The organism is Butyrivibrio sp. (assembly GCF_017433805.1).
Lineage (GTDB): Bacteria > Bacillota > Clostridia > Lachnospirales > Lachnospiraceae > Butyrivibrio.
In genome coordinates, this window is sequence record NZ_JAFRGN010000033.1 from 66,915 (window position 1) to 80,336 (window position 13,422).

Consider the following 13,422-nt stretch of genomic DNA (forward strand, 5'->3'; position numbering starts at 1 on the left):
CAGATATGGAAAATAAATTCGTTTCAATGGTAGTTTACCTTCATAACGAAGAAAAAAATATAGTGCCATTTCTCGATGTGGCGGTGGATGCCATAGGTAATCTTTTCAAAAAGTATGAGATTATCTGTGTTGATGACGCCTGCAGCGATGGAACAGTAGAGAATATCAAGAAGTATACATATGACAATAAGCTTGATAGCATTGTTTCTGTAGTGCACATGGGCTTTTATCAGGGTATCGAGCCTTCAATGAATGCAGGCAGAGATATTGCTATTGGCGACCTTGTTTACGAGTTTGACCACGTGATCGTTGATTACGACAAGAGTCTTATTGAGGGTGTCTACAATGAGATGGTTAAGGGCTACGATATCGTGGCTGCTTCTAATATCAGGGCACATAGATTTACTTCCAGAGTTTTCTACAATCTGTTTAACAGATGCAGTAAGTCTTTTGCCAAGATTGGCCCTGAGACTTTCAGAATTGTTTCAAGACGCGCTATCAACAGAATCAAGACTATTGGAAGTCATATTCCGTACAGAAAGGCTGTGTATGCCAACTGCGGACTTAACATGACAACTATCACCTATGAGCCAGTTGCGGGCTTTGAGGGTAATAATTCCAAGGCAAGCTTTTCAGAAAGAGGCGGACTTGCGCTTGATACCTTTATTTATTTCACAAATGTAATGGAGAGGGCATCAGCTATCCTGAGCGCAGGATTTCTTTTGGCAACGGTTGTATGTTTTGTGTACGCTATTGTTGACCATTTTATGGAGCAGAATGTGGCATCAGGCTGGCCATCAATGATGGGCTTTATGTCAATTGGATTCTTCGGAGTGTTTGCACTTCTCACAATCGTGCTCAAATATCTGTCTGTTCTTCTTAATCTGGTGTTCAGGCAGCAGAGATACATGGTTGCAGATATAGAAAAAGTAGTTGGAAAGTGATTGATCAGTATGGATATAAATATTTTGTTTCCTGTTCTGAATGAACATCTTAGACTTGAAAAGGGAATAGATAAATGCGTAGCTTACATGAGGGAGAATGTTCACATTCCTTATAAGCTCACTATTGTGGACAATGGTTCAGACGACGATACACCTGAGATTGGTAGGCGTCTTGCTGCTAAATACGATGAGGTTGAGTATGTCCGCATCGAGGAGAGAGGCGTAGGTATTGCCTTTAAGACTGGCGTACTTCGCTGCGAAGCCGATATTGTGGGCTACATGGATATCGATCTTTCCACAGACCTTGAATATCTCAGCAAGACCATTGAGATTTTTGAGAAAAAGAAAAGCGTTCAGTATGTGAACGGATCCAGATTTAGCAAGGATTCCAAGACTCACGGCAGAAAGTGGTACAGGAAGATCACATCAGCCGGCCTTGTGTTTATCTTAAAGGCAATGTTCCAGATGAAGGCGACAGATGCTCTTTGCGGATTTACTTTCCTTAGAACTCCTGTGGCACAGAAGCTGGTTAAGATGTGTTCAGATGACAAGGGCTGGTTCTACACAGTTGAGCTACTTCTTCGCGCCGAGAGAACTGGCGTAAATATAGTGGATATGCCTATTGAGTGGGTTGAGGACTACGACACAACAGTTAACGTTCCCAAGACCATCAAAAACTACATTATCAGAATTTACAAGCTCAAGAAAATGTTCAGACAGGAAAAGAGATACGCTACTGTCAACAGATGATAGATACGAGAGGTCATACAGATGCTTAAGAGAATTGATCTTACAAGAGATTACAAGAGACATGAAGAAGAATACCTTGCTGCCATTAAGGCCTGCTGCGAAGATACAGCTTTTTCTGGTGGCAAGTATGCAGATAAATTTGATAAGGAATTTGCTGAGTATCTTGGAGTTAAGTACGTTCAGGGACTTAACAACGGAACATCAGCTCTTCACTGCGCACTGGCTGCGCTTGGAGTTGGCGAGGGCGACGAAGTAATCGTTCCAGCTAACACCTATATTGCATCAGCCTGGGGCGTAACCTACACAGGAGCTAAGCCAGTATTTGTTGATTGTACGGCAGATACCTGGGAGCTTGATCCTGACAAGATCGAAGAAAAGATTACAGACAAGACTAAGGCTATCGTTGGTGTTCACCTTTACGGACAGCCTTTTGATTTCCCAAGGGTAAAAGAGATTGCGGATAAGCATAACCTCTTTATCGTTGAGGACTGTGCCCAGGCTCACGGAGCCAAGGTAGAGGGCAAGATGGTAGGAACACTTGGCGATATCGGATGCTTTAGTTTCTATCCTGGCAAGAACCTCTATGCTTTTGGTGAGGGCGGAGCTGTCAGCACCAACAACGCAGAGTATGATCATTATATGAATGTCATGAAGAATCAGGGCTGCGAAGTCAGATACTACCACAAGATGATCGGTTACAACTATCGTCTTGAGGGCATTCAGGGAGCAGTTCTTTCTGTATCACTTAAATACCTTCCTGAGTGGACCAAGCGCAGACAGGAGATCGGACGCAGATACATGGCTGAGATCACTAATCCTAAGTTTACACTTCAGGCTCATCCTGATAACACAGAGCCTGTTTTCCATTTGTTTGAAGTTCAGGTAGAAGGCAATCCAGAGGATTTCCTTGCTTACATGAAGGATAAGGATATTGAGTGCAATCGCCATTATCCTGTTCCATGTCATCTTCAGGAAGCTTACGCAGAGCTTGGCTACCACAAGGGAGATTGCCCTAACGCTGAGCAGCTTGCTGATCACTGCGCTACACTTCCTCTTTTTCCAGAGATGACAGATGAAGAAGTTCAGATGGTAATTGATGCAGTTAATGCATACTAATTCTTACAGGAGCAGCTTATGTTCAGCTACAGCTTGCCAGAACTTACCAAAAAGATAAATACGAAAAGACTTAGCATGGTCATGACGGTGATGTATATTCTCAGCGTCATGCCTTTGCTTGTTTTGGGGCATTTTAACTGGCTGTCAGCGGATGATATGTCCATGGCCTATGAGGCGCATGAATATCTGATCGGTGGTGGAAGTGCTTTTGGTTTTATCTTCGAGGTTCTGAGAATTACCTTAGATGAATACATGACCTGGGTTGGCTATTTCTTTTCCGCTACACTTTCAAGCCTCTGCCCTGGAATATTTGGCGAGAAACTGTACTTTCTGGTGGTTTACGAGATTATCGGTATCTTAACCCTGGGAGTTTGCTATTTCTTTAATGCGCTGTTTGTGCACGGATTTAAGGGAGATAAGCATCTTGCAAATGTGGCAGCTATGCTGACACTTATGGTACTCACACAGAGTATGCCTGCCGGAATGGTAAGAGTTGAGGCGTTTTACTGGCATAGTGGCGCGATCAACTACATGTTTATGTTGGGACTTGGACTGTTCTGGGTAGGACTTCTCATAAGAGCAGTTTATGATAAAGCGGACAAGAGAAGAGGTAAGCTTATCTGGGCCTGCATCTGGGGCTTTCTTCTCGGAGGCACCAATTATATGACAGCCCTTGAGCTTGCTATTATTTCCGTGCTGGTGCTGATTATTTTAGTGCTTAGCAGAATTTCTTTTATAAAGCTTGAGAATGTTTCTGATGAGCAAAAGAAATATGTAGGGCTTTTATGGATCCCTGCCTGTCTTAATCTTCTAGGCTTTGTATTATCCTGTCTTGCTCCTGGTAATAGAGTAAGAGGCTCTCAGGTAGAGGGCTTTGGAGCTATCAAGTCTATTATGATAGCTATTTATGATGTGTTTGATATCTGTGTTAATGAGTACACCAGATGGGAAGTTATTGTAGCTTTGATGATTCTGGTTCCAGTGTTCTGGAAGCTGTCAGAGAGCATTGAGCACAGATTTGAGCATCCTTTTATCTTTACACTTTTTGCACTTGGAATGACAGCCTCTAATATGGTTCCACCTCTTTTTGCTACAGCGAATATCGAGGCTGGAAGAATTCAGTCAATTATTTGGGGTGAGTACGTGGTTATGCTGGTGCTCATTACCTTTTATGTGACTGCCTGGGTTAGACAGAACCTGGCTGGAAGTGGCGAGAAGGATGTAGAATTATCAGTGCGTTCATCTACTTGGATCTTTGCACTAGTATTCATTTTGGCATTTGGATCAATACTTTGCATCAAGGCTGATCCTCATTATTATTCAGTTACTTCAGCCTGCGCTGATATAGTATCTGGTGATGCGTACGTTTATAGATCAGAGAACCTTAGTAGGCTTCAGACTCTTAAGGATACTTCTGTTACAGATGTAGTCCTGGATGAATATTCGGTTAAGCCTCAGATGCTGTTCTTTAGTGATATTGAGGATGATACGCAGTTTTGGATCAATACAGTAGTTGCCAGATATTACCACAAGAACTCAGTTCTTCTTAGGAAAAACTAATAATGAAAGTTAAGAGTGTTTTTTATAAGATTATTGTGGCGCTGCTGGCAATAGCCGCATGTGCAGTATTTGTCACAAGTCTTTTGACAACTATATATTATGATATGCATGAAGATGTGGATTTTCCTCATTATGGTAGAGAGAATATTCCACTTCTTTTGCTGTGTATGGCGGTAGTGTTTGGAGTGTTCTTTATCTTGCACAGGAAGGATGCTTTTACTAAGTGGAGTAAAGGGTTTCTTATTCTGGCGCTTATCTTCTGCACAGCCTATTGTCTTACGCTGATACTGGCTATCAAGCCTATTCCAGTCACGGATGCAATGACTCTGGACAAGATTTTTGCTGAGTTTGCAAGTGGCGATTACAGCAATTTGACTGAGAAGGGCGGATATCTTTTTACCTGGCCATTTCAGCTTGGATATGTGTTATTTGGCGAAACGATGGATTCCATCTTTGGTCATGCCAACTATATGGTATGGGATATGTTGCTTCTTTTATCAATTCTGGTCACTGTCTTTTTGCTTTACAAGATGACCTGGGAGATATTCGAAGACAAGGCAGTTTGTAGTATCATGGCACTCCTCAGCCTTGGAATGCTTTTCTTTTACAACTACTCAACCTATGTGTACGGGGATGTTTACAGTCTTTTGCCCCAGTCCATAGCTCTTTATACAACAATTCTGTTTGTGAAAAGAAAAAGAGTGGTTTATGCGGTTATTACATCGATCTGCATGGGCCTTTCAGTTATCATCAAGACTAATAGCGAGATCACACTGATCGCCATAGTGATGATCATGATATTAAGCGCGTGGAAGGATAAGAGCACTGAAGGTTACTATGCTTATGAGTTTGCACATAGGCTGGTGGTGAGAATTCTTTTATCTGTTCTAATGATCGGTGTAGTGATGCTTGGAAAGTGGGCAGTTAATGCCTATTACTGTGAAAGAGCTGGCATAGAGGCTATTCCATCAGGAAGCCCTTCAGCTTCCCACATAGCTATGGGACTTCAGGAGTCTGAACTTGAGGATGGCTGGTACACAGGTTACAACTATAAGATTTTTATAGAAAATGATTATGATACTGAGAAGACCAAGGCTGTTGCCATGGAGGAGATCAGAAGCAGAGTTGATACTTTTGTTCATCACCCCAGATATGCCTTTAAATTTTTTGGACGCAAATTCCTGACTCAGTGGGCAGATCCGGTGTGCATTTCAACTCACAATCTGGACTTTGTGAGTAGGCATGTTGAGAATCCGACGGATTTGATGTATTATATTGTTTTTGGTGATGGTAATATTATCACCAGTCAGATAATGAATGTCTTTATGAGCGTTTGTTATCTTTGCGTATTCATATATCTTTTGACCAGGATCAGAAAAGGGGAGTTTCCTGAGCAGGAGATGCTTCTTTTGATAATGATTTTTGGAGGTATTATCTTCCATGAATTCTGGGAAGGATCATCGAGATACACTATGAGGTATTATGTGTACTGGATGCCATTTGCTGCTTATGGGATGAAGAGTATTCTGGACAGGATTTCACTTCGCAGAAGATGACGATGAATATGCGAACAAAATTTGCATTTTAGGCAATTTTTTGAAAAGATATATAGTAGTAATAGGAGAAATAGAAATGCCAATTAGAGTTAATAGTTTTATGGGGAAGTTTGGATGGTTTGCGAGGAAGCATTTTCCTATGCTTGCAAGTAACGCCTATCTGAAGTTGCAGTTTGTTACAAGAAGTAAGTCACAGAAGGCTTATTGTGATTACTTCCTTAATTCCAAGGAAGTTCCAATGCCTAATGTTGTTAATATCGAGACTATCAACAGATGTAATTCAACATGTTCTTTCTGCACAGCTAATGTTCACGACGAGTGCAGACCACTTGCCAAGATTGACGACAACCTTTACAAGAGTATTATTGATCAGCTTGCTGATTGGGGCTACAAGGGACACCTTACACTTTACGGTAACAACGAGCCTCTTCTCGACACCAAGATTGTTGAGAGACACAAGTATGCAAGAGAGAAGCTTCCTGATAGCTTTATCTTCATGTCTACTAACGGACTTATTCTCACAATTGATAAGGTTAAAGAGGTTGCTCCTTACATTAACCAGCTCATTATCAACAACTATTCAATGGAGATGAAGCTCCACAAGAATATTCAGGAGCTCTATGATTATGTTAAGGCTCATCCAGAAGAGTTCAAGAATCTCGATATCCAGATTCAGATGAGATATCTTCAGGAGGTTCTTACTAACAGAGCCGGAAGTGCACCTAATAAGAAAGAGACCAAGAAGATCATCAAGGAGACTTGTCTTCTTCCTTTCACAGATATGTGGATCATGCCTAACGGTAAGATGGGACTTTGCTGCTGTGACAACGTTGAGACAACAGCTTTCGGTGATCTTACTAAGATGACTCTTAGAGAGGCTTGGGGAAGCGAGAAGTTCCAGGCAGTCAGACGCAGCATTGCAGAGGGACGTCAGAACTATCCATTCTGTAAGCACTGCGATTTCATCGATGCTGGCTTCCGTATGCAGCTTGTAAATGCTATTCTTCGTGGTGATCAGGACGCAGCCAATAAGCTTGGCGGTCATGAGCGTATGAAGATTGGTAATCAGAATAATGCTGATGACAAGATAAAATGATATAGGGGATTAAAGTGAAGCAATCCGTATATCATATATAATGGATAGTTATAGGGGATTACAGGTCTTAAAGAGAGGGTAATAAATGGATAAAATAGCAGTACTCATTCCTTGCTACAATGAGGAAAAAACTATTGGTAAGGTTGTAAGGGATGCCAAGGCAGCTCTTCCAGAAGCCACAATTTACGTATATAACAACAACTCCAAGGATAGAACAGCTGAGATCGCAGCTGAGGCCGGAGCTGTTGTAAGAAATGAATATATGCAGGGTAAGGGCAACGTTATCAGACGTATGTTCCGTGAAATTGATGCCCTTGTTTATGTAATGGTCGACGGTGACGACACATATCCTATGGAGTCAGCAAGAGAGATGGTAGATATGGTTCTCAACCGCAATGCTGACATGGTAGTTGGCGACAGATTGTCATCAACTTACTACCAGGAGAACAAGAGACCATTCCACAACTTTGGTAACAACCTTGTAAGAGGCAGTATCAACAAGCTCTTTGGATGTAACATCAGAGATATCATGACAGGCTTTAGAGCATTCAGCTATGAGTTTGTTAAGACCTTCCCAGTTCTCTCCAAGGGATTTGAGATTGAGACAGAGATGACTATTCATGCCGTTTACAACAACATGCAGATCGAGAACGTAGTCATTGATTATAGAGATCGTCCAGAAGGATCAGTTAGTAAGCTCAACACTTATTCAGATGGCTTCAAGGTTCTTAGAACAATCATGAGACTTTACAGAAGCTACAAGCCTTTTGGATTCTTCCTTATGATCGCTATTGTGCTTGCACTTGTTTCAATTGGATTCTTTATTCCAATTCTTCAGGAATACTGGGCTACTCATATGGTTCCCAGATTTCCTACACTTATTGTTTGCTGCTTTATTATGTTGTCAGCTGTTCAGGCATTCTTTGCCGGAGTTATTCTCTCCACAATGGCAATCGGCGACAGACGTCAGTTTGAGATGCAGCTGAACATGCTCCAGAGACACAAGGAGAATGATTATAATGGCTGATTCTAAGAGGAAAAGCCTTGCACTTAGTGCTTCCAAAGATTTCATATTCAGCGTACTTGCGCTGGTCATCTATAACGGTGTCCTGCAGCTACTCATCTATCCTGGGCTCAATGCCCAGGTTGGTGCAGAGGCTTTTGGCACCGTTTTATATTTGATTTCTATTGTATCTGTCATGGGCGCCGGTTTTGGTACAGCTGCCAGCTATTCACGCATGGTTGCCAAGAAGGACAGAACTCAGGAGAATGGTGACTACAACCTGTTCCTGACTATGATCGCAGGAATTTCTCTCGTAGTTACTTTCGTAGCTCTTTTTGTGTTAAAAGAGCTTACGGTCGCTGTATACTTGCAGATAGCAGTTCTCATGATCGTGACAGTATTCAGGTACTATGCGGATGTTGAATACCGAATGAATATCAGATTCGTCAGGTATTTCGCTTTCTTTACCTGCGTATCTGTTGGATACGTTGTAGGACTTCTCCTGTTCCCGTATACCAAGAGCTGGGTTCTTACCATTCTCATGGGAGAACTCTTTGGCATCATCTACACAGTGCTAAGAGGCGGTATATTCAGGGCACCTTTCACCAAGCTTTCTACCAGCTACAGGGAGAATCTAAGGTCAGCCTGGGTGATTTCAGCCAGCAATCTGATCTCAGCTCTTATTCTTAATTCGGACAGGATTTTGTTAAGACTTCTTGTGGGAGCAAGAGAGGTTACTGTGTTCTACACAGCAAGCCTTATAGGCAAGATTGTAGCTATGCTCACAACACCTCTTAACGGCGTTATAATCAGCTACTTCACTAACTACAAGATAAAGCTTGATAAAAAGAAGTTTGGACTTATTAGCTTACTGATGGTGGTTTTGTCAGTTATCGGCGCACTGGCTTGTACTTTGGTTTCCATGGTGTTTGTTAAGATCATGTATCCGGATGTATTCGAGGAAACAAGAAAGTACTTCTTCCTGGCCAATCTGGGACAGATAATGTACTTTATTTCCGGTTCACTTATGGTAATCGTTATGAGCTTTACCAAGGAGAAATTGCAGCTCATTATCAATATCATCTACATCGCTGTGTTTGCAGTAGTGGTTATTCCTGCGACTTTGCTGTTCGGCCTTGATGGTATGGCAGTTGGACTGGTTATTGTATCTTTGGTTCGATTACTGGTTACAGCAGGCTTCGGACTAAAAAAGCTTTAATCCGCGAGGATTAAAGCTTTTATTATTATTATTATTATTCCTGAGTGGCTTCCTGAGAGCTCTGAGATTCTTTAGCTGCCCAGGCCTCCTTAGCCTGCTCAAGTGTTGGTGTATTCTCATTAGGTTTAACGAGCTTGTACTCTCCATTAACGAGAAGCTCGAACTGATCTGGGAAAGCATCCATGAGGACACCGTCGTCGAGACGATAGAACTCATCTGGATCAAAGGTAGCAATGTTAACAAAATCAGATTCTCTGTAGGCCTTAGGCTCATTGAACTCAAATCCATTTGGCCAGTGGGCACACATCCTTGCAAGGATACGTCTGCCGGTTTCTGTAAGGTGAACATTGTCCATCAGGTACTGATCTGCTGTATCAAGGTATAAGTCAAATCTTGACATGAACATTGCATCTACAAGGAAACAGTTTTCTTCGTCTGCTGATACATTTCCCATCTTCTTGGCATAATCTGAAAGTGTTCCAAAACCATTACTTACAACATAGGAATCTCCGAGGTAGTTACCGCTGTTGTCTTTGTAGATTCCATATACAGGAGAGATCAGGAAGAACTTTGCGTTAGGGCTTGCCTGTCTGAGCTCTGAAATTCCAAGACGAAGCGCTCCGTAGTAGGTGTAGATATCTTCGTAGTGTACATCTGTGTTGAACTTATCAAGTGGAACCTTGGCAAAGAAGTCGTTGGCACCATACTCGATGAAGTAGTAATCTACGTCAGCAGGGTTAACTGAATCCATTGCTGTAATGAGGGCTGGCATTGAGCTAAGAACATTGTCCTTTTTAACCTTGCCTGTGAAGGCGTGAACCATACCTACAAAGCTGTTGGAGGTCCAGTTCTCATAGTCCTGATAGTTGGCTGTTGAAGCTTCCAGGGAAGCAGTTGTTCCGCCGATTGCCAGGTTGATTGAAACGGAATTAGGAACTCTCTGTCCTACAAGTGTTGGGATATCTGTACCATCGTTTCTACCATTGGCTATCTGGGAATCTCCGAAGAATACCATCACAACCTTGTCTTCTTTCTCGGGTTCCTGTGTAGTTGCTTCTGTTGTAGCTTCTGTAGTTGCAGCTGCTGTTGTGTAATCTTCAAAATCAGGTGTTGCAAGATCCTCAGCAACGATTATATTTGTGACACTATCAAGAGCTGAACTGTCATCAGTGGCATTAAGAGTTTCATCATTTATATATTCTGTAGCTTCCTTGGTGTCATCTTTTCCAAGGGAACAGCCGGTGATCATCACGGAAAAGGCCATGGTGAGCGCAGCTGCGGTCATCAATTTCTTCTTCATATCATAAAACCTCGCTTCTTTAAACTACTTGCAATTATAAACACCATTTTTTTCAATGTGAAGAGTTTTGGACCAATCTTAAGAAAGTCTTAAAGAATTAACGATATAACGTTAATGCATTCCGGCCATATGTCCTAATATATATACATACGAACCATTACAATAAGTGGCATTACAATTATTGAAGAAATAGACCATTTAGGATATACTACTTATGTTGTATTTTAGCAGTATTATGAAAACAGAGGGAATGCGTATGAAAAAGGCGTTGATAATCGGAGCAGGTCCTGCAGGACTTACTGCAGCCTATGAGCTTTTGACCAAGTCTGATGATTATCAGGTTATAGTTTTTGAGGAGACACAGCAGTTTGGAGGTATTTCCAGAACTGTTAATTACAAGGGAAACCGTATGGATATGGGTGGCCACAGATTCTTTTCCAAGGTGCCTGAGGTCAACGAATGGTGGCAGAAGATGTTACCACTCCAGGGTTCTCCAACATATGATGATATAGTACTTGACCGTCCTATGAAGATGGCGGAGGGTGGCCCTGATCCAGAGAAGGAAGACAGGGTTATGCTGAGAAGACACCGTGTTTCTCGTATCCTTTTTGATTCTAAGTTCTATGATTATCCTATTTCACTTAAGGCTGAGACTTTCAAGAATTTCGGCTTTTTGACAACTCTTCAGGTTGGATTCTCTTATATGGGATCTGTATTCCACAAGAGACCTGAGGATAATCTTGAGAATCTATATATTAACAACTTTGGTAAGAAGCTCTATTCCATGTTCTTTGAGTATTACACAGAGAACCTTTGGGGCAGACATCCAAGTGAGATCGATGCATCCTGGGGTAAGCAGAGAACCAAGGGCTTGTCTATCTTTGGAATTATTAGAGATTATCTTGGAAGACTCTTCAAGGTCAAGAATCGTAAGGTTAACACATCTCTTATTGAAGAGTTCAGTTATCCTAAGCTCGGACCGGGTCAGCTCTGGGAAGTTACAGCTGATGAGATCAAGAAGCTTGGCGGTACAATAATCATGAATGCCAAGGTTACTGGAATCCGCAAGGATGGTAACCATGTTAAGGGCGTTACATATCTTCAGGATGGCAAGGAAATCGAGATCGATGGCGATGTAGTTATCAGCTCAATGCCAGTTAAGGATCTTGTAGCAGGAATGAATGATGTTCCAGCTGAGCCAGCAAGAATCGCAGCTGGTCTTCCATACCGTGATTATATGACTCTTGGTGTTCTTGTTCCTAAGCTTAATCTTCAGAACAAGACTAACATCAGAACTATGGGCAATATCGTTCCAGATAACTGGGTATACGTTCAGGATAGAACAGTTAAGATGGGACGTTTCCAGATTTACAACAACTGGTCTCCATACCTGGTTAAGGATCTCGAGCATACAGTTTGGGTAGGCCTTGAGTACTTCTGCTTTGAAGGCGATTCAATGTGGAATATGACTGAGGATGAGTTTGCCAAGATGGCAATCGATGAGATGGTTAAGCTTGGTCTTATTAACAGTGCATCAGAGGTTATGGATTATCATATGGAAAAAGTTAAGAAGGCATATCCTGCTTACTTCGATACATATGATGAGATGGACAAGCTGGTTGATTACCTTAACACCATCGACAATCTATACTGTGTAGGACGTAATGGCCAGCACAGATACAACAACATCGACCACTCAATGTGCACTTCATTCGAAGTTGTTAAGAACATTGTCAGTGGCGCTACAGATCGTAGCAACATCTGGAATGTCAACACTGAGGAAGAGTACCACGAGACCAACGACAACGCAGAGTCTGAGGACGAGGTTGAGTTGGACTAATAAATTACAGATATTTTATGCGGTGCAGGGGTTCTTTGCACCGCATTGTTGTGTGAATAGGGCACGACAGATTTAGAGAGGTTTTATGAAAAAGATTAGTATTCTGATTCCATGTTTTAACGAAGTGGAAAATGTAGAGCCAATCTCAGCAGCAGTAGAAAAAGTACTGCAGGAGAAGCTCTCTGCCTATGATTATGAGATAGTATTTATCGACAACGCATCAACAGATGGCACAAGAGATAAGATCGAGAGCATCTGCGCTGGTAATCCCAAGATCAAGGCTATCTTCAATGTGACCAACTTTGGCCAGTTCAATTCACCATTCCATGGCATGTGCAGCCTTGATGGCGACTGCGTGATTCCAATCTGTGCAGACTTCCAGGATCCGGTTGAACTGATCCCTGTGTTTGTTGAGAAGTGGGAACAGGGCCATAAGATTGTAAGTGGAATCAAGTCCTCCAGTAAGGAAAACGGATTCATCTATTTCCTCAGGACAATGTATTACAAGCTGATCAAGAACATGTCCAATGTTAGAATGATCGAGCATTTCACAGGCTTTGGTCTGTATGACAAGACTTTCATCCAGCTTCTTCGTAAGCTCAACGATCCGGTTCCATTCATCAGAGGAATCGTTGCTGAGTACGGCGAAGGCTTTAACATGACAACAATTGAGTATGAGCAGCCACAGCGCCGCGCAGGTAAGACTCACAATAATTTCTACACACTTTACGACGCAGCAATGCTGAGTATCACCTCCTACACCAAGGTAGGCCTCAGACTTTGCACTATAGCTGGATTTGTATGTGCACTTATTGATGTTATCGTAGCTTTAGTGTACCTGATACTCAAGCTTACACACTGGTACAGCTTTCATGCCGGCTACGCTCCAATGATCATCGGTATGTTCCTTATGGGAGCTATACAGCTCTTTTTCATAGGACTTATGGGAGAGTACATTCTGAACATGAACACCCGTGTGATCGGAAGACCACTTGTGGTTGAGGAAAAGAGAATCAATTTCTAAGTAAAATGGGGGAA

The 13,422-nt window shown here is 42.1% G+C and carries 11 protein-coding genes; 10 read left to right on the forward strand and 1 reads right to left on the reverse strand.

The window, feature by feature from the left end:
• Positions 1-5 precede the first annotated feature (5 nt).
• The 8 genes from IJI01_RS08550 to IJI01_RS08585 all read left to right on the forward strand — a co-directional run bounded on the left by IJI01_RS08550 (position 6) and on the right by IJI01_RS08585 (position 9,244).
• Entirely contained in the window at positions 6-944 is a 939-nt protein-coding gene (locus tag IJI01_RS08550; RefSeq protein WP_292188747.1) for a glycosyltransferase, read from the forward strand.
• A 9-nt stretch (positions 945-953) separates the two neighbouring features.
• Positions 954-1,694: a glycosyltransferase gene (locus IJI01_RS08555; RefSeq protein ID WP_292188749.1), complete on the forward strand. Its 741-nt coding sequence runs from the start codon at positions 954-956 to the stop codon at positions 1,692-1,694.
• Between the two features lie 21 nt (positions 1,695-1,715).
• Complete coding sequence (locus tag IJI01_RS08560; protein WP_292188751.1) at positions 1,716-2,810, forward strand: DegT/DnrJ/EryC1/StrS family aminotransferase; 1,095 nt, start codon at positions 1,716-1,718, stop codon at positions 2,808-2,810.
• 18 nt (positions 2,811-2,828) lie between these two features.
• Complete coding sequence (locus tag IJI01_RS08565) at positions 2,829-4,370, forward strand: DUF6056 family protein (protein ID WP_292188753.1); 1,542 nt, start codon at positions 2,829-2,831, stop codon at positions 4,368-4,370.
• Between the two features lie 2 nt (positions 4,371-4,372).
• Entirely contained in the window at positions 4,373-5,926 is a 1,554-nt protein-coding gene (locus tag IJI01_RS08570) for a glycosyltransferase family 39 protein (protein ID WP_292188756.1), read from the forward strand.
• A 76-nt stretch (positions 5,927-6,002) separates the two neighbouring features.
• Entirely contained in the window at positions 6,003-7,022 is a 1,020-nt protein-coding gene (locus tag IJI01_RS08575) for a radical SAM/SPASM domain-containing protein (protein ID WP_292188759.1), read from the forward strand.
• An 85-nt stretch (positions 7,023-7,107) separates the two neighbouring features.
• Positions 7,108-8,049, forward strand: coding sequence for a glycosyltransferase family 2 protein (locus IJI01_RS08580; protein WP_292188771.1), 942 nt, complete (start codon positions 7,108-7,110; stop codon positions 8,047-8,049).
• Positions 8,042-9,244 (forward strand): lipopolysaccharide biosynthesis protein, encoded by a 1,203-nt coding sequence (locus tag IJI01_RS08585; protein WP_292188774.1) that lies wholly within the window; start codon positions 8,042-8,044, stop codon positions 9,242-9,244. The genes IJI01_RS08580 and IJI01_RS08585 overlap by 8 nt, the downstream gene beginning before the upstream one ends.
• Positions 9,245-9,278: 34 nt before the next feature.
• On the opposite strand, the gene IJI01_RS08590 is transcribed toward IJI01_RS08585, so the two are convergent.
• Positions 9,279-10,544 (reverse strand): SGNH/GDSL hydrolase family protein, encoded by a 1,266-nt coding sequence (locus IJI01_RS08590; RefSeq protein ID WP_292188776.1) that lies wholly within the window; start codon positions 10,542-10,544, stop codon positions 9,279-9,281.
• A 256-nt stretch (positions 10,545-10,800) separates the two neighbouring features.
• Here IJI01_RS08590 and IJI01_RS08595 point away from each other — a divergent pair, with 256 nt between their 5' ends.
• Together IJI01_RS08595 and IJI01_RS08600 are read left to right on the forward strand one after the other, a co-directional pair.
• Positions 10,801-12,384, forward strand: coding sequence for an NAD(P)/FAD-dependent oxidoreductase (locus tag IJI01_RS08595; RefSeq protein WP_292188778.1), 1,584 nt, complete (start codon positions 10,801-10,803; stop codon positions 12,382-12,384).
• Between the two features lie 85 nt (positions 12,385-12,469).
• Complete coding sequence (locus IJI01_RS08600) at positions 12,470-13,408, forward strand: glycosyltransferase family 2 protein (protein WP_292188781.1); 939 nt, start codon at positions 12,470-12,472, stop codon at positions 13,406-13,408.
• The last annotated feature ends 14 nt before the right edge of the window (positions 13,409-13,422 follow it).